The sequence below is a fragment of the Streptomyces sp. NPDC032721 genome, from assembly GCF_055579625.1.
The window spans coordinates 117,418-137,301 of the sequence record NZ_JBVIMX010000013.1 but is presented as its reverse complement, the minus strand read 5'-3'; the positions used below and the strand labels follow the sequence as shown (position 1 = coordinate 137,301).

Annotated in this window: 19 protein-coding genes; 11 read left to right on the top strand and 8 right to left on the bottom strand. The window is 71.7% G+C overall.

The window, feature by feature from the left end; genetic code table 11:
* Positions 1–52 precede the first annotated feature (52 nt).
* Together ACZ5PB_RS26740 and ACZ5PB_RS26735 are read left to right on the top strand one after the other, a co-directional pair.
* Positions 53–904, top strand: a complete 852-nt coding sequence (locus ACZ5PB_RS26740; RefSeq protein ID WP_468694332.1) for an SGNH/GDSL hydrolase family protein — start codon at positions 53–55, stop codon at positions 902–904.
* Complete coding sequence (locus ACZ5PB_RS26735; RefSeq protein WP_468694331.1) at positions 901–1,866, top strand: esterase/lipase family protein; 966 nt, start codon at positions 901–903, stop codon at positions 1,864–1,866. The genes ACZ5PB_RS26740 and ACZ5PB_RS26735 overlap by 4 nt, the downstream gene beginning before the upstream one ends.
* On the opposite strand, the gene ACZ5PB_RS26730 is transcribed toward ACZ5PB_RS26735, so the two are convergent.
* Both ACZ5PB_RS26730 and ACZ5PB_RS26725 read right to left on the bottom strand, forming a co-directional pair.
* Positions 1,834–3,129 (bottom strand): PucR family transcriptional regulator, encoded by a 1,296-nt coding sequence (locus ACZ5PB_RS26730; protein ID WP_468694329.1) that lies wholly within the window; start codon positions 3,127–3,129, stop codon positions 1,834–1,836. The two genes, ACZ5PB_RS26735 and ACZ5PB_RS26730, sit on opposite strands and share 33 nt — an antisense overlap.
* A gap of 102 nt (positions 3,130–3,231) precedes the next feature.
* Complete coding sequence (locus tag ACZ5PB_RS26725) at positions 3,232–4,122, bottom strand: MurR/RpiR family transcriptional regulator (protein ID WP_468694328.1); 891 nt, start codon at positions 4,120–4,122, stop codon at positions 3,232–3,234.
* A 141-nt stretch (positions 4,123–4,263) separates the two neighbouring features.
* Between ACZ5PB_RS26725 and ACZ5PB_RS26720 the strand changes: the two genes are divergently transcribed.
* From ACZ5PB_RS26720 to ACZ5PB_RS26695, 6 genes are read left to right on the top strand one after another with little or no spacing between them, the layout of a single operon-like run.
* On the top strand, positions 4,264–5,490 hold the full coding sequence (locus ACZ5PB_RS26720; RefSeq protein ID WP_468694326.1) for a C45 family autoproteolytic acyltransferase/hydolase: 1,227 nt from the start codon (positions 4,264–4,266) through the stop codon (positions 5,488–5,490).
* A gap of 13 nt (positions 5,491–5,503) precedes the next feature.
* The gene (locus ACZ5PB_RS26715) at positions 5,504–7,162 is read left to right on the top strand and encodes an ABC transporter substrate-binding protein (protein ID WP_468694324.1); all 1,659 of its coding nucleotides are present in this window, start codon (positions 5,504–5,506) and stop codon (positions 7,160–7,162) included.
* Between the two features lie 6 nt (positions 7,163–7,168).
* The gene (locus tag ACZ5PB_RS26710) at positions 7,169–8,116 is read left to right on the top strand and encodes an ABC transporter permease (protein ID WP_468694322.1); all 948 of its coding nucleotides are present in this window, start codon (positions 7,169–7,171) and stop codon (positions 8,114–8,116) included.
* The gene (locus ACZ5PB_RS26705; protein ID WP_468694321.1) at positions 8,113–8,997 is read left to right on the top strand and encodes an ABC transporter permease; all 885 of its coding nucleotides are present in this window, start codon (positions 8,113–8,115) and stop codon (positions 8,995–8,997) included. Before ACZ5PB_RS26710 ends, ACZ5PB_RS26705 begins: the two co-directional genes overlap by 4 nt.
* A 4-nt stretch (positions 8,998–9,001) precedes the next feature.
* On the top strand, positions 9,002–10,024 hold the full coding sequence (locus tag ACZ5PB_RS26700) for an ABC transporter ATP-binding protein (RefSeq protein WP_468694319.1): 1,023 nt from the start codon (positions 9,002–9,004) through the stop codon (positions 10,022–10,024).
* Positions 10,024–10,878 carry an ABC transporter ATP-binding protein gene (locus ACZ5PB_RS26695; protein WP_468694316.1) on the top strand — a complete coding sequence of 285 codons (855 nt, stop codon included), beginning with the start codon at positions 10,024–10,026 and terminating at the stop codon, positions 10,876–10,878. The genes ACZ5PB_RS26700 and ACZ5PB_RS26695 overlap by 1 nt, the downstream gene beginning before the upstream one ends.
* Positions 10,879–10,902: 24 nt before the next feature.
* On the opposite strand, the gene ACZ5PB_RS26690 is transcribed toward ACZ5PB_RS26695, so the two are convergent.
* The 5 genes from ACZ5PB_RS26690 to ACZ5PB_RS26670 all read right to left on the bottom strand — a co-directional run bounded on the left by ACZ5PB_RS26690 (position 10,903) and on the right by ACZ5PB_RS26670 (position 16,034).
* A complete protein-coding gene (locus tag ACZ5PB_RS26690; RefSeq protein WP_468694314.1) occupies positions 10,903–11,706 on the bottom strand; it encodes an SDR family NAD(P)-dependent oxidoreductase in 804 nt (267 codons plus the stop codon).
* 79 nt (positions 11,707–11,785) lie between these two features.
* A complete protein-coding gene (locus ACZ5PB_RS26685) occupies positions 11,786–13,306 on the bottom strand; it encodes an MFS transporter (protein ID WP_468694312.1) in 1,521 nt (506 codons plus the stop codon).
* Between the two features lie 350 nt (positions 13,307–13,656).
* Entirely contained in the window at positions 13,657–14,064 is a 408-nt protein-coding gene (locus ACZ5PB_RS26680) for a VOC family protein (protein ID WP_468694310.1), read from the bottom strand.
* Positions 14,065–14,172: 108 nt separating this feature from the next.
* The gene (locus ACZ5PB_RS26675) at positions 14,173–15,117 is read right to left on the bottom strand and encodes a Gfo/Idh/MocA family protein (RefSeq protein WP_468694307.1); all 945 of its coding nucleotides are present in this window, start codon (positions 15,115–15,117) and stop codon (positions 14,173–14,175) included.
* 98 nt (positions 15,118–15,215) lie between these two features.
* Entirely contained in the window at positions 15,216–16,034 is an 819-nt protein-coding gene (locus tag ACZ5PB_RS26670) for a VOC family protein (protein WP_468694305.1), read from the bottom strand.
* A 120-nt stretch (positions 16,035–16,154) separates the two neighbouring features.
* On the opposite strand from ACZ5PB_RS26670, the gene ACZ5PB_RS26665 reads away from it, so the two are divergent.
* From ACZ5PB_RS26665 to ACZ5PB_RS26655, 3 genes are all read left to right on the top strand, one after another.
* A complete protein-coding gene (locus ACZ5PB_RS26665) occupies positions 16,155–17,150 on the top strand; it encodes a helix-turn-helix transcriptional regulator (protein ID WP_468694303.1) in 996 nt (331 codons plus the stop codon).
* A 48-nt stretch (positions 17,151–17,198) separates the two neighbouring features.
* On the top strand, positions 17,199–18,272 hold the full coding sequence (gene tsaD, locus ACZ5PB_RS26660; RefSeq protein ID WP_468694570.1) for a tRNA (adenosine(37)-N6)-threonylcarbamoyltransferase complex transferase subunit TsaD: 1,074 nt from the start codon (positions 17,199–17,201) through the stop codon (positions 18,270–18,272).
* Between the two features lie 143 nt (positions 18,273–18,415).
* Positions 18,416–19,252, top strand: a complete 837-nt coding sequence (locus tag ACZ5PB_RS26655; protein ID WP_468694302.1) for an SGNH/GDSL hydrolase family protein — start codon at positions 18,416–18,418, stop codon at positions 19,250–19,252.
* A gap of 7 nt (positions 19,253–19,259) precedes the next feature.
* Here the strand turns inward: ACZ5PB_RS26655 and ACZ5PB_RS26650 are convergent, their stop codons facing one another.
* Positions 19,260–19,796 carry a type 1 glutamine amidotransferase domain-containing protein gene (locus tag ACZ5PB_RS26650; protein ID WP_468694300.1) on the bottom strand — a complete coding sequence of 179 codons (537 nt, stop codon included), beginning with the start codon at positions 19,794–19,796 and terminating at the stop codon, positions 19,260–19,262.
* Between the last annotated feature and the right edge of the window lie 88 nt (positions 19,797–19,884).

Here is a 19,884-nt window from a genome sequence, read left to right as displayed (position 1 = left end):
CTCAGGATGTGAGGCGCGGTACTTCGAACGGTCAACGATGACGGAGGTCGGCATGAGATTCCCCGGACGACTCAGGACAGGTTTCGCCGCGCTCGCGGCCGCGGTCGCAGCGCTCCTGCCCATCCCGGCCCAGGCCGACGGGCCACATCCCCTGAACTACGTGGCACTTGGGGATTCGGCGGCGGCCGGGCCCCTGATCCCCCGGCAGGACATCAACCTCCTGTATCTGCGCTCGCACCGCAACTACCCCGCCGTCGTCGCGAAGGCGCTCGGCGCGCGGCTCACCGACGTCAGCTGTTCCGGGGCCACCACGAATGATTTCACCGGTCGGCGGCTGGGGCTTCTGCCCCCGCAGTTCGACGCGCTGCGGACGGACACGGATCTGGTGTCGGTCACTGTCGGCGCGAATGACAGCGGTCTCTTCCAGGAGGCCCTCGGCTGCGTCAACTTCCTTCCCGAGCCCGTCGGCCGCTCGTGCGCCGACCGGCTGACGTCCGGCGGCAAGGACAAGCTGGAGGCGGCGGTACGGGCCTGGGCGCCGCGGTTCGGCGCGGCACTGGCGGAGATCGGACGCCGCTCCCCGCACGCCACGGTCGTCGTCACCGGGTACGGCACGTACATCCGGCAGAACGGCTGCCACCCCGTCCAGCCCGTCTGGGCGCGCGACGCGAACTACCTCCAGGGCGTCATGAACAAGATCAGTGCCGCCGCAGCCGAACAGGCCCGGCTGCACGGCGCCCGGTTCGTCGACGTCGCCGCTCTGACGGCCGGCCACGACATCTGTGCCGCGCCCGAGGACCGCTACCTGGAGGGGCTGATCCCCGCCCACGCCGCCGCCCCGCTGCACCCGAACGCCCAGGGCATGGCCGTCGTCGGCGACGCGGTCGCGGCGGCAGCCCGATGAGCGGCACGGCCGCCGGCCGCGCGCGCCTCGTCGCCCTGCTGGTCGCGGTCCTCGCGGTGCTCGCCGTGGGCGCCACCGCTCCCGCCTCGGCGGGCGAGCGCGGTGACCGGGCGGCGCGCGACCTGCCCGTGGTCCACCACTCCGTACCGGCGGTGGCCGCCTCGCTCGCGCACCCCGGCGCCGCCCCGCCCGGTGCCAACGACTTCTCCTGCCGCAGCGCCGCCCACCCCCGCCCGGTCGTCCTGCTGCACGGCACGCACGTGAACATGGCCATCAACTGGAACACGCTGTCTCCGCTGCTCAAGAACAACGGGTACTGCGTCTTCGCCCTCAACTACGGCGGGCTCAAGCTCGGCCAGGTCGGCGGCACCGGCGACATCCCCACGTCGGGCCGCGAACTGGCCGCCTTCGTGGACCGCGTCCTGGCCGCGACCGGCGCCCCCGAAGTCGATCTGGTCGGCCACTCGCAGGGCGGCACCCTGGCCCAGTACTACGTGAAGTTCCTCGGCGGCGCACCGAAGGTGGACAACGTGGTGGGCCTGGCGCCTTCCAGCCACGGCTCGACCGCCCTGGGGCTCGACAGGGGCATCAGCACCCTGTTCCGCATCTTCCCGGCCCTCGACGGTCTCGTCTCCGCCCTCGATCCGGCCGCCCGCCAGCAACTGCGCGGCTCGGACTTCATCAACACCCTCAACTCCCTGCCCGACACGGTGCCCGGCGTGCGGTACACCACCCTGGCCACCAAGTACGACCAGGTGGTCACCCCGTACGCCTCGCAGTTCCTGGACGGTCCCGGCGCGCGCAACATCACCGTCCAGAACCTGTGCGGCAACGACTACGGCGACCATCTCGCGCTGGCCTTCGACCACGTGGCCCTGCGCGAGGTGCTGAACGCACTCGATCCCGCCACCGCGCGCGCACCGCACTGTTCAACCCCGGTCCTGCCGGTCTTCGGGGGCTGACCTGTCGGGGCGTACGGGGGCCGGGCGCGCCGGGAGCGAGCGGGCGGCGCGCGCCGCGAGGGCCGCACCGAGGAGGGCGACGTCGGCGGTCCTCACCGGGTCGGCTCCGGTCAGCTCGGCGATCTTGCGCAGCCGGTAGTCGACGGTGTTGGGATGTACGTGGAGGTCGGCGGCCGTCGGGCGCCGGCCTCCGCAGCGCAGGTACACGGCCAGCGTCCGCAACAGCTCCGGGTCGTCGGCGAGGGGGTCGAGAAGGTCCGCGAGGGGGCCGAGGGCCTCGCTGGGGCGGGACAGCTGGTATTCGAGAAGGACGTCGTCGAGCCGGTAGAGGCCGGGCGGGTGTCCGAAGGCGCGGGCGACGTCCAGCACTTCACGGGCCGTACGCGCGGCCCCTGCCACGGCCGAAGGACCGGCCGCGACGGCCCCTGCGGTCACGTCGGTGCCGGCCGCCCGCCCGAGGTCGGCGACGATCCGCTCCAGGCGGGACCACTCGCGCGGCGGGAGGCCGACGGCGTCCTCGTCGACCGGCAGCAGGGCGAGACCGCCGTCCACGGTGAGCGAGGAGAGCACCGGTCCGCGGAAGTGGCGTTCCAGCTCCACGCGCAGGCGCCGGAGTTTGCGGCGGCTCGCCACCGTCCGGTCGACGGCGTCCGCCAGTTCGTCGGGGTGGGTGCCCACGAAGAGGGCGAGCACCAGGAAGCACGACGGCAGCGGCAGTCCCGCCCGGGTAGCCGCGGCGTCGGCGGGTTCGCCGGCGAGCAGCGCGGACAGCAGTGCCCAGCGTGCGGAGTGCTCGTCGTCGGACACCGTCTGGCGGGCGTCGAGGTAGCCGGCTCCCACCGCGGGCGCGACCAGCTCCAGATAGCGCAGGACCAGGGCGTTGGCGGCCATCACGTCCGCGACCTCGGCCGGTCGTACATGCGGCGTGAGCGACTCCCACACCACCTGCATGCCGACGTGGTAGGCGGTGAGCACCACGTCGATGGGGATGCCCTCCTCGGCCCGACGCGCGGCCGACTCCCGCAGGAAGGCCAACTCGTCGCGGGAGGGGAGGCGCCGTGTGCGCAGGACGTCGGTGAAGGACCGCAGGGTCTGCTCGATCACGCGCCGGATGTCCCCGCCGAGTTCCTCGTCGGGGAGCAGTCCGTAGGCGGGCACCCGTGCGACGACCTCGGCGAGGACGAGGTCGGTGTAGGAAGCCAGGTCCGCCGTCAGCCGCTCGTGCAGCGGGCGGCCCCCCACCCTGAAGATCCCGCTCGCCACCACAGTTGTGCCCCTTCGCCGCTCCGATGGTGGAGTGGATCCTGCCACTCGGGCGCCGGTGACGGACTTACTCCGGCGGCCCGCAGGAGTTCGGCGGCCCGGTCAGCCGCGCCGCCTGGGGTCGAGCAGTTGCTCCCGCAGGGCCGTGAGCTGGTGCGAGGATTCCACTGCCCGGGTCTCGTCCAGCGTGGCCAGCGACAGGATCAGCGCGTCGGCGACCAGCAGTCCGGTCAGTGACTCGGCGGTGATCCCGGTCGGGGTGTGCGGCGCGGTCAGGACGGCTTCGACCCGGTCGGCGTACGCCTCGCCCAGTTCGTCGGTCACGAGGATCACCTTGGCGCCGACGGCCCGGGCCCGTTCCATCATCACCGTCAGCTCGACCAGCCGGCGGCCGGGCTGGAAGATCACCACGGCGTCGCCCCGGCCGAGGGCGAGCAGCTGGTCCGCGAGGGCGAAGCCCGTCTCGGAGACGAAGCGGGCACGCCGGCCGATCCGGCCGAGGGCCAGTGCGAGGTGGCGGGCCCCCGGTTCCGATGCGGCGATGCCGTAGCAGAACACCTCGTGTGCCTCCGCGAGCACCGTCACCGAACGCCTCAGCGCCTCCGGCTCGGTGAGCCTGCGGCAGTGGTCGATGCGTTCCTGTGCCTCGTCGAAGACGTCGGCCCAGATGGTGTCGAGGTCCTGGCCCACGTGTGCGATGCGCTGCTTGAGGCGTACCTCGGGGGCGACGGCCGAGGTGAAGTCGTTGGCCAGTTCGCGCTTGAGGGCGGGCAGGCCCGCGTAGCCGAGGCGCTGGAGCGCGCGTACGACGGTGGCGTTGCTGGTGGAGCTCGCGGCACCCAGCTCCTGTGCGCTGGCGAAGAGCAGCTGCTCCACAGGGGCGCTGACCAGGTACTGCGCCACGGCCCGCTCCGAAACGGACAGGTCCTCCCATTGGTCTCGAATCGTGGCGCGCAACCGCGTCACTCCGGTCTCGCTCTCTGGAATCTCCATTACAACCATTGACTTCCGTGTGACCGGCATTACTGTCCTGGGCAGAACGTTCCAAGAGGAACAGATCCTGAAATCGACGTTACATGATCATGGTGATCCTGTTACCGCCGCTCGCGGGTCCGTTCCGTCGCGAGGAGAAGAATGGCACCCCGTCCCACGGCCCCCGCCCCCGGTCCCACGGCCCCCGCCCCCGCCCGGGTCCTCCCGGTCATCGAGATCTCCGGCAGCCCGCTCGCCCGCGGCCGCCAGTACGGCGAAGCCGTGCGCCCCCAGCTGCATGCCGCCCTCGGCTACTACGAGGAGGCCTTCGGCCACTCCTCGGGTCTGACCTGGGAGCGGGTGACCACCCGCGCCGCCCGCTGGCTGGAGCCCGTACGCGCCTACGCACCCCACCTCGTCGAGGAGATGCGGGGCATCGCGGACGGCGCCGGGGTGGGCCTGCTCGACGTCCTCGCCCTGAACGCCCGCGGCGAGGTCATCTACGACAAGTCCTTCACGCGGATGGAGGCGGACGGCGGCCTCTCCGAAGGCCCTGCCGGAGCACCCGACGAGGAGCCCGCCGAGGGCTGCACCTCCTTCGCCGCCTACGGCGAGGCCAGCGGCGACGGGCACGTCTACGCCGGACAGAACTGGGACTGGCGCGCGGGCGTCGCCGACACCGTCGTCATGATCCGGATCGTCCAGCCCCCCAAGCCCACCCTGATCATGCAGGTCGAGGCCGGACAGGTCGGCCGCCAGGGCGCCAACTCGGCCGGGATCGCCTTCAACGCCAACGGCCTCGGCGGACGCTTCGACGACACGATCGGCCTGCCCCAGACCGTCGTACGCCGCAGCGTCCTGGACCAGTCCACCATCACCGACGCCCTCGACGTGCTGTGCCGCACCCGGGCGCACATCGCCAGCAACGCCCTGCTCACCTGCCGCGAGGGCTTCGCCATCGACCTGGAGACCACCCCGGCCGGGCACGGCTGGATGTACCCGGCCGACGGCCTGCTGGTGCACGGCAACCACTACCAGGCGGGCATCCCGGGACCGCTGGCCGCCGCCGGGTACCGCCCGATGTCCTCCGACTCGCTCGTGCGCGTGCCCCGCGCCGAGCAGGGGCTCCGGGCTCTGCGCGACTCCACCGGACCCGAGGAGTCGCGCCGGATCGTCCGCCGCGCGATGTCCGACCACCTCGGCCACCCGGAGTCCCTGTGCACCCACCCCGACCCGCGCCGGCCCCTCGTCGAGCACTGGACCACGCTCGTCTCCTCGCTGGCCGACCTGACCACCGGTGACTACCACGTGACCGCGGGCACCCCCTGCGACCACGAGTACCAGCACCTCCCCTGGAACCTCTACGACGGCCCGTACGGCCAGAACTGACGGGAAATCAGTGATGAACCGCATCTCCCCGAGAAGGACGGCGCTGACCGCGGGCCTCGTCGTGACGTCGGTCGCGCTGACCGCCGGTTGCAGCGGAGCGACCCAGAACGCCGCGGGCACCCCGGGCAAGGCCGCCGCCGCCCTCACCCTCACCCCGACCACCCCCGCCGCCAAGGGAGAACTCGCCAACGCGAACTGGCTCCTGGAGGACGAGCCGGACTCCCTCGACCTGGACACCCAGGGCTCCAGCGCGGGCCGCGTCGTCCTCACCAACGTCTGCGAGCGGCTCTACCAGCTCCAGCCGGACATGTCGACGAAACCCTTCCTCGCCGAGAAGGCCGAGACGCCGGACGACACCACCCTCGTCCTGACCCTGCGCTCCGGCGTCACCTTCCACGACGGCACCCCGATGACCGCCGACGACGTGCTGTGGAGCCTGAAGCGGCACGCCGACCCGGACATGGAGCAGGGCGACGAGTTCGGCAACGTCGCCGCGATGAAGAAGACCGGCGAGCGGCAGATCACGATCACCTTCAAGGCGCCCGACGCCATGTTCTTCAAGGCGCTCGCCGGTGACGCGGGCATCGTCTGGAACAAGGAGCAGGTCGAGAAGGCCGGCAAGGACTTCGGCACCCCGGGACAGCCGGACGCCTGCACAGGCCCGTACACGCTGGGCGCCTGGAAGTCCGGCGACTCGATCACCCTGCGCCGCCACGACGGCTACTGGGGGACGAAGCCGCTGACGAAGCAGGTCACCTTCCGCTGGGCCGCCGACAGCGCGCTCGTCAACGCCCTGATGACCGGGGCCGCCGACGGCGCCTACGCCGAGTCCCCCAACACGGCTTCCGCGCTCAACGGCAAGAAGGGCATCGAGCAGCACTACGGCCCGTCCACGGCCTCGCTCGTCCTCATACCGACCGAGCGCGGCGGCCTGAAGGACCCGAAGATCCGCCGGGCCCTCTCACTGGCCCTCGACCGCAACGGCATCGCCGCCTCCGGATACGGCTCGATGGTGCAGCCCTGGGCGACGCCGGTCGGCTCCGGCGCCTGGGGTTACGAGAAGAACGTCTTCGCGGCGGCCCAGAAGAACATCGCCCACACCCCCGCGAGCCCCACGGCGGACGACATCGCCGCCGCGAAGAAGCTGGTCAAGGAGTCGGGTGCGGCCCCCACCGAGCCGATCGTGATCGGTACGGACGCCAGCCAGGGCCGCAGCGTCGTCGCCAACGCGGTCCGCGCCGCGCTCCAGCGGATCGGCCTCAAGGGTCAGATCAAGACGGTGCCGACCTCGCAGTTCGAGCAGTACTACAGCGACCGGGACGTCCGCGGCGAGATCGACGTGCTCGTCGCCGACTGGTACATCTCCAAGGCCGACCCGATGGGCTTCTACGACAACGCGCTCTCCGACTCCTCCAACAACTGGGTCGGCTTCAAGGACCCGGCGTACGACGCCAAGGTCAAGCAGGCGCTCGGCACCCTCGACGACGCGAAGCGCGCGAAGCTCGCCGTCGACGTCCAGAAGACGTTCACCGACCAGGCCGTGTGGATCTCCGTGGCCCAGGTGCCCTCCGTACTGGTCCTCAACGACAGGCTGACCGGACCGCCCGCCTCCATGGCCTACCTCTACTACCCGTGGGCCGCCCGGCTCGGCGCGAAGACGAAGAAGGGCTGACCACCGATGCTCGCCCGGATCTCCCGGCGGCTGGCCGGCCTGCTGGCCACGCTCCTCGCCGCCTCCTTCGTCATCTTCGCCGCCGTGTACGCGGCACCCGGCGACCCGGCCGTCTTCCTGGCCGGAGGCCGCGACAAACTCACCCCCGAGAAGCTCGAACTGGTCAGGGCCCAGTACCACCTCGACGAACCCCTGATCGTCCAGTACGGCCGCTGGCTCGGCGACTGTCTGCACTTCGACCTCGGCCGGTCCTTCAAGTACAGCGACGAGGTCGCCGAGCTGCTGCTCGCGCGCTTCCCGACGACGCTCGCCCTCGTGGCGTACGCGACGGTGCTGTTCGTCGTCCTGGGCGTCGGCGCCGGGATCCTCGCCGCGGTCCGCCGGGGCACCTGGGTCGACTCGGCCGTCGTCGGCTCCACCACGCTGGCGGCGTCCGTGCCCTCGTTCGTCTCCGCCATCGCGCTGGTCGCGGTGTTCGGCGTCCAGCTCGGCTGGTTCCCGGTGACCGGCAGCGGCGAGGGGTTCGCGGGCACCCTGCACCATCTGACGCTGCCCGCCGTCTCCCTGGCACTCGGCGCGCTCGCGCTGATCAGCCGGGTGACCCGGCAGTCCATGGCCGACGCGGGCGCCGCCGACCACGTGGAGGCCGCCCGCGCCTCGGGCATCCCCGAACGCGACATCGTCCGCCGCCACGTCCTGCGCAACGCGCTGGGGCCGATCATCACGATGTGCGGCCTGGTCATGGCGGGCATGCTCGCCGGCACCGTCGTCGTGGAGACGGCCTTCGGGATCAGCGGCATCGGCTCCCTGCTCGTCGGCGCGATCAACACGCACGACTTCCCCGTCGCGCAGGCCGTACTCCTGCTGATGGTCACCGGCTACATCGTCGTCACGACCCTCGTCGACCTGGTCCATCCCCTGCTCGACCCGCGTGTGAAGGAGGTGGCCGCATGAGCGTGCCGACCCTCGCCCCGAGCGGGCCCAAGTCTCCGACCGGGCCCAAGTCCGCGACCGGCCTCAAGTCCGCCTCGCGCAGGCCTCCGAGCGTCATGATCGCCGGGGCCGTGCTCGCCCTCGTGGTCCTCGCCGCCCTCCTCGCACCCTTCGTCGCCCCGTACGCACCCGATGACATCGACCTCTCGGCGTCCCTCGTCGGCACCGGCGCCGAGCACCTCCTGGGCACCGACTCCTCGGGCCAGGACCTGCTCTCCCGGGTGCTGTACGGCGCGCGCACCAGCCTGATCGCGCCGATCCTGCTGCTCGCCATCGCCGCGCTCCTCGGCGTCACGCTCGGCACGCTCGCCGCCTGGCGCGGCGGCTGGACCGACACCCTGGTCTCCCGGCTCACCGACGTCATGTACGCCTTCCCCGGGCTGCTGTTCACCGTCCTGATCATCGCCGTCTTCGGCGCCGGGATCACCACGTCGGTACTCGCGCTCGGTCTCGCGTACACGCCTACGGTCGCCAAGTACACCCGCTCCGTGGCACTCGCCGAACGCCGCAAGCCCTATATCGACGCCTATCGCGTCCAGGGCATGGGCGGTCTGCGGATCTGCGCCCGCCACCTCGTGCCCAACCTGGGCCGCTCGGTCCTGGGCTACCTGGTCGTGCTGTTCGGCGAGGCCCTGATGTCGCTGGCCACGCTCTCCTACCTGGGCTTCGGCACCCAACCGCCCAGCTCGGACTGGGGGTTGATGGTCCAGGAGGGCCAGGCGGCCGTGGTGCAGGGCGCGTTGCTGCCCGCCCTGGTGCCCGGTGTCGCCATCGCCCTCGTGGTGGTGTCCTTCAACGTCGTCGGGGTCCGGGCCGCCGACCGACTCGACCGCGGGAGGTAACCGCATGCTCCTCGACATCGAGAACCTCACCCTCGAACTGCCCGGCACCGCCCGCCCCGTACTCACCGACGTCTCCCTGCGGGTGGCGGCCGGCGAGGTGGTCGGACTGGTCGGCGAATCCGGCTCAGGCAAGTCGACGACGGCCAAGGCGGCGCTGCGTACGCTGCCCGCGGGCACCGCCGTCTCCGGTTCGGTGCGCGTGGACGGCACCGATGTCCTCGCCCTGAGCGGCGAGGCGCTGCGCGCCCACCGGGCCCGTACGGTCGCGATGGTCCACCAGGACCCGCGCGCCGCCCTCAACCCGGTCCGCCGCATCGGCGACTTCCTTCTGGAGCGGCTCGCGGGCACGGGACCCGACAGGCCCGGGGGCCCTCGCCCCGACAAGAAGGCCGCCCGCGCCCGGGCCGTCGAACTCCTCGCCACGGTCGGCCTGCCCGACCCCGAGCGCCGGGTCCGCCAGCGCCCGCACGAACTGTCCGGCGGCATGCTCCAGCGCGTCGTCATCGCGGGCGCGCTGGCCGCCGAACCGGGGCTGCTGCTCGCCGACGAGGCGACCAGCGCCCTGGACGTCACCACGCAGGCCGAGATCCTCGCCCTGCTCCGCACCCTGCGGGCCGAGCGGAACCTCGGACTGCTGTTCATCACGCACGACCTGCATCTGGCCGCCGCCTACTGCGACCGCGTGTACGTCATGTACGCGGGGCGCGTCGTCGAGGAGCAGACCGCCGCGGCCCTCTTCGAGCGGCCCGCGCACCCGTACACACGCGGCCTGCTCGCCTGCTCGCCGACGCTCGGCGAGAGCGGCCGGGAGATCCGTCCGATCCCGGGGCGCCCGCCGTCGCTGGCGGAGTCCTTCGGCGGCTGCGAGTTCGCCGACCGCTGCCCGGACGCCGAACCCGAGTGCGCCACCTGGCGGCCGGAGCCGGTCGCGCTGTCCGGCGGCGGCACGGCGACCTGCCGACGCCTGCCGGTCCTCGCGGTGACGGGCAACGCGGTTACGGGCAACACCGAGAAGGGGAACCCCTGATGACCACGACGACACCCCGCCCCCGGTCCGCACCGCTGCTGACCGTGGACGGGCTGCGGAAGACATACCGGCTGCCCGGCGGAGGTGCGCTCACCGCCGCCGACGCCGTCTCCTTCACCGTGCCGGCCGGCGGTTCGCTGGGCATCGTCGGCGAGTCGGGCTCCGGCAAGACGACGGTGGCCCGGATGCTCATGGGTCTCGTACGCCCCGACGCGGGCACCGTCTCCGTCGCGGGGCACGCACGCTCCCCGCGCACCCCGCGCGGCAGGACCGCCCGGCTCGCCAGGGCCCGGGAGATCCAGATGGTCTTCCAGGACCCGTACCTCTCACTGGACCCGCGGCTCACCGCCCGCCGCTGCCTGACGACGGCCCTGCGGCTGCACGGCCGGCCGGAGAGCCTGGCGGACGGGCTGCTCGACCAAGTGGGGCTCGGTGCCCGCGAGGCACAGGCACTGCCGCACGGCCTCTCCGGCGGACAGCGTCAGCGCCTCGCCATCGCCCGGGCGCTGGCCGTGGAGCCCAGCGTGCTGGTCCTCGACGAGGCGGTGGCCGCGCTGGACGTCTCGATCCAGGCGCAGATCCTCTCCCTGCTCGGCGAGATCCGCCGGGACACCGGGGTCGCCCTGGTCTTCGTCAGCCACGATCTGGCGGTCGTCCAGCACATCACGGACGAGGTACTGGTGATGCGCCGCGGCACCGTGGTGGAACAGGGGGCCACCACGGGGGTGCTGACCGCCCCGCAGCACCCGTACACCCGGCTGCTGCTGGCCTCGGTGCCACGGGCGGGCTGGGACCCCGCGGATGCGGTCACGGCGAGGGCGGCGACCCTGACCGGCCTGCCCCAGCACGCCTGATCCACCGTCAGCACCCCTTCGGCTTCATGCCCGCATGCCGCCGTCGACCCGGAGGACGGTGCCGGTCACATAGGAGGAACGGTCACTAAGGAGCCAGGCGGCGGCCTGGGCGATCTCGTCGGGCTCGGCCGCGCGGCGCAGTGGGGTCCTCGCGTTGAGCCGGTCGAGGACACCCGGCGAATCCGCTTCCCAGGAACGGATCATCTCGGTCAGCGTGGTGCCGGGGGCGATCGCGTTGACGCGTATGCCTTCCGGGCCGTAGGTGACGGCAGCCGACTCGGTGAGGCTGTTCAGCGCCCGTTTCGTCGCGGCGTAGGCGGGCAGTTCGGGATTGCCCCTCAGGCTGCCGACGCTGGAGTTGTTGACGATGGCGCCCGTCCCCGCGGTCGCACGGATGGCGGCGACCTCGGCGACCATGGCCAGCCACGGGCCCTTGAGGTTCACGGCGTAGATGTGGTCGAAGTCGGCCTCGGTCACCTGGTCCATCGGGCCGGGCGGGATTCCCGTAGCGGCGTTGTTGAAGGCGACGTCGAGCCGGCCGTACAACTCCACTGTCCGGTCGACGGCGGCGCGCGTACTGGCCGCGTCGGCCAGATCGCACACCACGTAGTCCGCGATGCCGCCCGCCGCCCGCACTTCCTCGGTCACCGCCTTCAGCTGCTCCTCGGTGCGGGCCGCGAGCAGCACTCGCGCGCCCTCCCGGGCGAACAACCGGGCCGCTGCTGCGCCGATACCGCGACCGGCACCGGTGATAAAGGCGACCTTGCCGGCCAACAGACCTTGCTCGGCGGGGATGTTAGGGGTGCTGGTGGTAGCTGTGTTGTCCATGGGAGTGATTCTGCTCCGTGGCGTGAGCCGACGGCCCGGGCGGCCCCGGCCGCCGTCGCGGCCGGGACCTCAGGGTCGATCAGTCGGCCTGCTGGTCGGTCTGGTGGCCGGCCTGGTGGTCGGCCTGCCCGGGCAGGCAGAACATCAGCGCCCACATCAGGGCGAGGAGGCTGCCGACCCACCACAGCACGGTGAGGAACGCGTCGCGATTGAGTGCGGCGTCGGGTGAGCCGTTGGTGGTGGCGAAGAACACCAGGGCCGTGAGCGCTGTGCCCACAGCGATGCCCAGGTGGATCGCTGTGTTGAACAGCCCCGAGGCGGCCCCGGCGTCCTCGTGCGGGACCTTGGCCAGCGTCAGGTCGGCGAGCGGGCCGCCGACCATGCCGAGACCGAACCCGGTCAGGACCACCGGGACGGTCATCCCCAGCAGGGTCAGCTCCGCCTGAGCTGCGGCGGCCTGGAACCCGTAAGCGGCCGTCGCAGCGATCGTGACCAGCGCTCCGGCCTGGGGAAGGCGGCGGGCGAAGCGCCCGGCGCTCTTCGCCGCGACCGTCGCGCCGCCCAGCTCTCCCAGGGAGAGCAGGACGAAGGCCAGGGCCGCGTGGACGGGGCTCATGCCCAGCCCGCGCTGGAGGTAGAGGGTCCAGGTCATGAAGAACAGCCCGCACAGCAAGCCGTGCAGCAGCTGAGCGGCCGTACCCCCGGAGAACTGCCTGCCCTGGAAGAGCGACAGGGGCACGAGGGGTGCCGACAGCCCTCCGGCGGTCTGCTTGCGACGCTGGTGGCGCAGGAAGGCACCGAGTACGAGCAGACCTGCGGCGAGCATGGCGAAGCACCACAGCGGCCAGTGGTGCGAGTGGCCCTCGGAGAGCGGGAAGACGATCAGGACGATGGCCAGCGCGGACAACGCCATCCCGGCCAGGTCGGGCCGGTCTGCCTGCCGGGCGGTCGACTCGGGGATGAACTTGCGTCCCAGGAGGAACACGGCGAGGCCGACGGGCACGTTGACCAGGAAGATCGGCCGCCAGGACAGGCCGAACAGATCGGCCTCGGTGAGCAGGCCGCCCATCACCGGGCCCAGGACGTTCGCGAGGGACAGTACGGCCCCGTACAGACCGAACGCCTTGCTGCGGCTCTGCCCCTCGAACGTGACGTGGAGGGTGGCCAGGACCTGCGGGATCATCAGCGCCACTGCCACGCCTTGGAGCAGACGGGCGCCGATCAGTACGCCCGGCGCGGCGGCAAGGCCGCACAGCAGCGACGCCGCGGTGAACACGACGGTGCCGATGAGGAGGAGCCTGCGCCTGCCGTAGAGGTCGCCGAGGCGCCCGCCGGTGATCAGCCCGATGGCGACGGGCAGGGAATAGCCGGTGGTCAGCCACTGCAGGGCGGCCGGTCCCGCGCCGGTCGACTCCTGGATCGCGGGCAGCGCGGTCAGGACGACCGACTGGTCGAGGAGGTTCAGGAGCTCGGCGCCCAGGAGCACCAAGAGGGCGATCCGGGCCGCCAGGGTCGTTTTCGGGTTCGGATGGTGAGGTGCTGGGCCGTCCGGGGACGGGGTGGTGTGCTGCGGCTCGTTGCCGAGCGCGGAAGTAGACACGACGGGAAAACTCCTGATCCAAGGATCGGGGAGCCCTGCCGACAGCCGCACCGGGGCCGGAACACACGAAACCCGGGGCAGACGGCAGAGCTGCACCCGGGAAAGAAAACTGCGGGGAAGGGTGACGCAACTCAGGCCAGCGCGACGTCCGCCCCCGAACACGTGCGACACAACAGCACGCGGGGTAACGCGGACGACTACATGACCTGGTTGATAGGACGTCACCTCAAGATCGACAGAGCTGAAACAGGAAATCCGGTCGCTGCCACCGACACCTCGGCACAGGGACCCGTAAACCGTACAACCTGCTCGCCGAGGCTGTCGACCAGCGGGCCCTCACTGTGGGTGCGTCAGGCGTACTTGCCGAGGTCGCTGCTCGCGAGGGCGGCTTTGTCGTTGAAGCCGATGACGTAGCCGTCCGGGTCGCGGAAGTAGAACTCGCGCTGGGCGTTGTGGTCGGTGGTCAGGGGCTTGATGATCTCCGCGTGCCGGGCGACGTGGGCGTACGCGGCTTCGAGGTCGTCGACGGGAAGGTAGAACATGCCGGCGAAGCCGATGGGGGTGTCGGCGAGTGGGGGGAGCCAGTTCTTCAGGTCCGCGTTGAGGTAGAGCATGGCGCAGAACTCACCCTGGTGGAGCAGCATGTGGATGTCGTCGCCCTCGCGGGCGGTGCTGGAGTCGACGTCGAAGCCGAGGGCTGTGTAGAAGGCGATGCTGGCGGCGGTGTCCCGGACGCTGAGGCAAGGGGCGAAGGGCATGGGCGCGGGTCTCCGTGGTCGTGTGGTGAGTGGTCTGGTCGCTAACGGCTGAGAGTGGTGGAAGGACGCCCGGGGCACCTGATCTGCCCAGGGCCCCTTGGGCTGCCGTCAGGCGGTGAGGCGGTGGTGGATGTCGAGGGTGAGGCGCAGGGGTTCGAGGGCGCTCGCGGGGGCGATGAGGTTTTCCGCCCGTCCGGCGAGGACGTCCAGGACGTGGCCGACCATCGCCTCGTACGGGCTGGTGTCCGCCAGGGCGACGGGCTGTTCGCCTTCGGTGGTGTACGCGGTGAGGGCGCCGGTTCCGGGGCCGGTGAAGTCCGTGCTCATGGTGTGCTCCAGGACCGCTCCGGTGAAGGTGGCCCGGTAGCCGCCGCGCATCCCGTACGGCCCCGGCATCAGCGAGGACGAGGAGCAGCGTGCGGTGGCGCCGGGGTAGCCCAGCGTCACGTCGGCCGCCGAGCCGCGCCCTTCCGGGCCTTCGACACCGGTGACGTGGAGGCTGTCGGGCGTACCCAGCAGGCTGAGGACCAGGTCGAAGTCGGCGTGCACCATGTCGAGGGCGAGGGTGTCCAGACCCAGGCGGTAGCCCTCCCACAGGAGGGCGGTGCGCCCTTCGACTTCGAGGTGCTGGAGCCGGCCGTAGCGGCCGTCGGCCACGGCCTCGCGCAGGTGCTCGTTGGCGGGGGCGAAGCGGGAGAACATGTCGACGAACACCTGCCTGCCGGTGGTGGCCGCGGTGTCGACGACGCGCTGGGCATCCTCCCGGGTGGCGGCCAGCGGGAGTTCGACCAGGACGTCCTTGCCCGCCTCCATGGCCGTCACCGCGATGTCCGCGTGCAGGGCGGTGGGCAGGCAGATGTCCACCAGGTCCACCGAAGGGTCGCCGATCAGGGCAGCCAGGTCGGTGGTGGTCGCGAAGCCGAACTGCTCCTCCATCTTCTTCAGCTTCTCCGGGGTGCGGCCGAAGACGACGACCTCGTCGACGTCGGGGCGGGTGGCGTAGACGGCGGCGTGGGCCTGGCCGAAGCCGGTACCGAGCAAGGCGATCTTCATGGGGATACAACTCCTCGTCGTGGTGCGCGGGAAGAAAAAGGGGGGCGGTGCCTGGACGTATGCGCCCCGCCTCCGACCGCGGAGGGGGTGGCGCTGTCTCACATGTGGGTGGGTGGGGAGAAGAGGCCGATGAGGTTGCCGCGCGGGTCGGTGAGGCGGGTGAGGAAGAGGCCCTCGGTGTTGGACTCGGGGCCCTGCTCGATGCGCGCGCCGAGACCGGCGGCCTCGGCCGCGGTGGCGGGCACGTCCGGGACGAGAAAGAAGGGCATGGCGTAGTCGCCCTCCTTCGGGTCGCCGCTGTGGTCGTAGAGGCCGCCTGCGGGCCGGTCACCAGCGGTGAAGACGTGGTAGTACGGCTTGCTGCCCGCGCTGTCGTTCTTCTCGAAGCGCCAGCCGAAGGCGTCGCGGTAGAACGCGGTGGTGGCGTCGAGGCCGGTGGTGCCGATCTCGAACCAGGCCATCGAGCCGGGCTGCGGCTGGTAGGACGCCTGCGCCAGGTGTTCCTCGGTCGCCTCGGCACGCTCGGCCAGGTCGGCGGAGGTGGTGCGGGAGAAGAGGGAGAAGGTGTTGCCCCGCGGGTCGGCGAGGCGGGCGAACACGGTCACGTCACCCACCCGGGTGGCGGGGACGAGGACCTTCGCACCCAGCCCTCGCAGCCGGTCGACATCTGCGGGCACGTCGGCGGACAGGATGCTGAGGTTGATGGCCTCGCCGCCGGTGTCGCCCTGCTGAACGGCGCCCATCGGCCAGGGGGCGCCGGCGGCCATGATGCGGGTGTAGGTGCGGCCGTCGACGGAGGATTCCGGGTCGACCTCGAAGGTCCAGCCCAGCAGGGGACCGTAGAAGTCCCGTACGGCATGGGGGTCGGCGGTGCCGATCTCGAACCAGACGACGGAACCGGGGGTCATGAAGCTCATCCGGGGTTTCCTCTCGAAGGAAATGGATTGGGCGTAATGCCGGGTTTGTTCTCCGGCGTGTTCCACGTTAGGCCCCTTTTAGGACACCTCAGGTCCTTGAAGGCGAGGACAGTGGAGGCCATGACCACCGACATGCCCGCCCGGATGCTCCGTCTGCTCGCCCTGCTCCAGACCCGCCGGGAATGGTCGGGCACCGAGCTCGCCGAGCGTCTGCACGTCACCGGACGCACCGTCCGCCGTGACATCGACCGTCTCCGGGAGCTCGGCTATCCCGTCGAGAGCACCACCGGCCACGCGGGCGGCTACCGCCTCGCCTCCGGCACCGACATGCCGCCCCTGCTGCTGGACGACGACGAAGCCGTCGCGCTCGCCGTCGCCCTGCGCACCGCCGCCGGCGGGCTCACCGGCATGGAGGAGACCTCGCTGCGCGCGCTCGCCAAACTTGAGCAGGTCCTGCCCCAGCGCCTGCGCGGCCAGGTCACCGCCCTCCAGGAGGCCACCGCCACCATCGCCTGGGAACACCGCGGCCCCCGGGTGGAACCCGCCGTACTGGCCGTCCTCGCGGCGGCCTGCCGCGACCACGAGCTCCTCACCTTCGACTACACCACCCGCACCGGCGACCACGCCCCCCGCCGCGTGGAGCCCGCGCATCTCGTGGCCTCCAGCGGCCTGTGGTACCTCCTCGCCCACGACACCGCCAAGAACGACTGGCGCATCTACCGTCTCGACCGCATCACCCACCCCTCCCCCACCGGCCACCGCGTCCCGCCCCGTACCGTCCCCGGAAACGACCCCGCCGCCTACGTCACCGCGAAGATCACCGCCGCGCCCGTCCGCCACCGCGCCCTCGCCACCGTCCGGGCGCCTGCCGAAACCGTCCGCGCCCGCACCTGGGGCCTCGCCGACCGCATCCGCCCCCTGGACGAGAACACCTGCACCCTCGACGCCTCCGCCGACACCCTCCGCCACATCGCCCAGATGCTCGCCGGGCTCGACTGCGACTACACGCTCGACGCCGACCCCGCCGTCCACGCCCACCTGCGCACGACGGCCCGGCGGGCCCTGGACGCGCTGCGGCCCGACGGGTGGGAGGAGCGAGTACCTTATTGCACATAGGTCGCAGTAGCGATGTGTGTGCGAGAAGGGATTCCTGTGCGGACTCCAGTGGTGTTGGGCATCGAGTCGTCGTGCGACGAGACGGGGGCGGGGATCGTCTCCGGCGGCCGGCTGCTCGCGCATGTCGTGGCGTCGAGCATGGACGAGCACGCCCGCTTCGGCGGCGTCGTGCCGGAGATCGCCGCCCGCGCCCATCTCCAGGCGTTCACCCCCGTCGTCAGGGAAGCCCTCGCGCAGGCGGGCCTCGGCATGGAGGGCATCGACGCGGTCGCGGTGACCACCGGTCCCGGGCTGTCCGGCGCCCTCCAGGTCGGCCTGGCCGGTGCGAAGTCCCTCGCCTACGCGGCGGGGGTCCCGCTGTACGGGGTGCACCACCTGGCCGGACACGTCGCGGCCGACACCCTGGAGCACGGGCCGCTGCCCGACCCGTGCATGGTGCTGATCGTCTCCGGCGGTCACACCTCACTGCTGCTGGTGCGCGACCTGGTGCGCGACCCGATCCTGCACCTGGGCGACACCATCGACGACGCCGCCGGCGAGTGCTTCGACAAGGTCGCCCGCGTCTTCGGCCTCCCGTATCCGGGCGGCCCTGCCGTCGACCGCGCCGCCCGTGGGGGCAACCCCTGTGCCGTCGCCTTCCCCCGTCCGCTGCTGGGGTCGAAGGAGCATCCGTACGCGTTCTCCTTCTCCGGACTGAAGACGGCCGCCGCCCGCTGGGCCGAGCAGCACCGCCGGAGCGGCACGGAGATCCCGCTGGCCGACGGATCCGCCTCGCTCCAGGAGGCCGTCGCGGACGTCCTGACGCACAAGGCGCTGGCCGCCTGCCGCCAGTACGAGGTGGGCACCCTGGTCGTGGTCGGCGGCGTCGCGGCGAACTCCCGGGTCAGGGCCCTGGCCGAGGAGCGGTGTGCGGCGGCCGGGGTCGAACTGCGGGTACCGCCGCTGACGCTGTGCACCGACAACGGAGCGATGATCGCCGCCGTCGGCGACCTCTTGGTGCGGGCGGACGCGGACCCCGCACAACTGAACGTGTCCATCGACCCGTCGGCGCCACTGGAGTACGCCGCACTGCACCCGCTCGCCACGCACGCGCGTGCCACGGGAACCGCGCGAGCCGCGTGAGCCTGCGGCTCGGCGCCGCCTCACCGGCGCCGGGCTCCTCATGTGCACGGCCCGTCCGTACCGTGTGACGGTATTTCTCCCGGCTGATGAGCGGACGGTGACAGGGGGCGGCGGCCGGTGCTCCTCGCGGTTGTCTGGACGGCATGAACCTCCCTGCTTCCTCCCGCCGTTCCGCCCCCGCCCTCCGGGCGTTCGCCCTCCTCGCCCTGGCCTCCGTGGGCGTCCTCGGCCTCACCGCCTGCGACGGTACGGGGCCGGCCGGCGCCGGTTCCACGAGCGAGAGCAGCGAGAGCAGCAAGGGCAGCGAGAGCAGCAACGGCAGCCAGGGCGGTGGCGGCGGCAAGGCTCCCGAGGTCATGTGGATGGGTGACTCCATCGCGGAGGCCGAGGCCCCTGCCCTCGGCGCGGTCCTGAAGGCGAGCGGCGGCGGCTTCACCTCGCTGGCGGCCACCGCCAGTGGGAATGTGGTCGGCAAGGACGCCGGGGAGACCTGGAAGACGCTTCCCGGGAAGCTCGCGTCCGCCAGGCCTCAGGTCTTCGCGTACCAGATCACCGCCTTCGACTGGGGCACGCCCGACGAGCAGCGCTCCGCGTACGAGCGGCTGGCGAAGGCGGTCGGGGAAGGGGGCGGCAAACTCGTCATCGTCTCCACCCCGCCGATCAGGCACAACGAGTTCCAGAAGCCGCACGCGGCGCAGTTGAGGACGGCCCCGGACGCGGCGCGGGCGGTCAGCCGCGCGCACCCCGGCCTGGTGGACTTCGTCGACGCGTCGCAGCTGTGGGGCGACGATCCCGGCGCCGAGAAGGCGCAGCGCAGCAAGGACGGCATCCACAACTGCCAGCAGGCCGCCGCCCGCTTCGCCCAGTGGTTCGGCAACCGGCTCGGCGAGCTGTACGGGTTCTCTCCGGCCCCGGCGGAGCGGTGGGCCACCGGTTCCTGGACGGGCGACGCGTCCTATGCCGTCATCGGCTGCTCGTAGATCGCGCTCAGCCCTTGTCGAACTCGCTCACCAGCGTCTCGCAGAACGCCTTGAGGTCGTCCGGCTTGCGGCTGGTGATGAGGGTGTTGGGGCCACCCGTGCAGACCTTGACCTGTTCGTCGACCCAGGTGCCGCCCGCGTTGCGGATGTCGGTGCGCAGGCTGGGCCACGAGGTGAGCGTGCGGCCCCGTACGACGTCGGCCTCGACCAGGGCCCAGGGGGCGTGACAGATCGCGGCGACGGGCTTGCCCGCGTCGAAGAACGCCTTGACGAAGGCCACGGCCGTCTCGTCCAGCCGCAGCGCGTCGGGGTTCGCGACGCCGCCCGGCAGCACGAGGCCGTCGTACTCCTCGACGGAGGTCTCCCCCACCACCTGGTCGACCGGGAAGGTGTCGGCCTTGTCGAGGTGGTGGAAGGCCTGGACCTGTCCCGGCTCGGTGGAGACGAGTACGGGGGTGCCGCCGGCCGCGCCCACCGCCGCCCACGGTTCGGTCAGCTCGACCTGCTCGATGCCTTCGGGAGCCATCAGGAATGCGATACGCATGGGGAGTGTCTTCCTCTCGTTGTCGGGGTCGTTGTCGGAGTCGTCGTCGGAGTCGTTGCCGGACTCGTTGTCAGAGCCGGGCGGTCCC

Excerpts from the sequence above, each read along its gene's own strand:
- ACZ5PB_RS26740 (WP_468694332.1), top strand. The coding sequence starts at position 53 with ATGAGATTCCCCGGACGACTCAGGACAGGTTTCGCCGCGCTCGCGGCC.
- ACZ5PB_RS26735 (WP_468694331.1), top strand. The coding sequence starts at position 901 with ATGAGCGGCACGGCCGCCGGCCGCGCGCGCCTCGTCGCCCTGCTGGTC.
- ACZ5PB_RS26725 (WP_468694328.1), bottom strand. The coding sequence starts at position 4,122 with ATGGAGATTCCAGAGAGCGAGACCGGAGTGACGCGGTTGCGCGCCACG.
- ACZ5PB_RS26720 (WP_468694326.1), top strand. The coding sequence starts at position 4,264 with ATGGCACCCCGTCCCACGGCCCCCGCCCCCGGTCCCACGGCCCCCGCC.
- ACZ5PB_RS26715 (WP_468694324.1), top strand. The coding sequence starts at position 5,504 with ATGAACCGCATCTCCCCGAGAAGGACGGCGCTGACCGCGGGCCTCGTC.
- ACZ5PB_RS26710 (WP_468694322.1), top strand. The coding sequence starts at position 7,169 with ATGCTCGCCCGGATCTCCCGGCGGCTGGCCGGCCTGCTGGCCACGCTC.
- ACZ5PB_RS26705 (WP_468694321.1), top strand. The coding sequence starts at position 8,113 with ATGAGCGTGCCGACCCTCGCCCCGAGCGGGCCCAAGTCTCCGACCGGG.
- ACZ5PB_RS26700 (WP_468694319.1), top strand. The coding sequence starts at position 9,002 with ATGCTCCTCGACATCGAGAACCTCACCCTCGAACTGCCCGGCACCGCC.
- ACZ5PB_RS26695 (WP_468694316.1), top strand. The coding sequence starts at position 10,024 with ATGACCACGACGACACCCCGCCCCCGGTCCGCACCGCTGCTGACCGTG.
- ACZ5PB_RS26690 (WP_468694314.1), bottom strand. The coding sequence starts at position 11,706 with ATGGACAACACAGCTACCACCAGCACCCCTAACATCCCCGCCGAGCAA.
- ACZ5PB_RS26680 (WP_468694310.1), bottom strand. The coding sequence starts at position 14,064 with ATGCCCTTCGCCCCTTGCCTCAGCGTCCGGGACACCGCCGCCAGCATC.
- ACZ5PB_RS26675 (WP_468694307.1), bottom strand. The coding sequence starts at position 15,117 with ATGAAGATCGCCTTGCTCGGTACCGGCTTCGGCCAGGCCCACGCCGCC.
- ACZ5PB_RS26670 (WP_468694305.1), bottom strand. The coding sequence starts at position 16,034 with ATGAGCTTCATGACCCCCGGTTCCGTCGTCTGGTTCGAGATCGGCACC.
- ACZ5PB_RS26665 (WP_468694303.1), top strand. The coding sequence starts at position 16,155 with ATGACCACCGACATGCCCGCCCGGATGCTCCGTCTGCTCGCCCTGCTC.
- ACZ5PB_RS26655 (WP_468694302.1), top strand. The coding sequence starts at position 18,416 with ATGAACCTCCCTGCTTCCTCCCGCCGTTCCGCCCCCGCCCTCCGGGCG.
- ACZ5PB_RS26650 (WP_468694300.1), bottom strand. The coding sequence starts at position 19,796 with ATGCGTATCGCATTCCTGATGGCTCCCGAAGGCATCGAGCAGGTCGAG.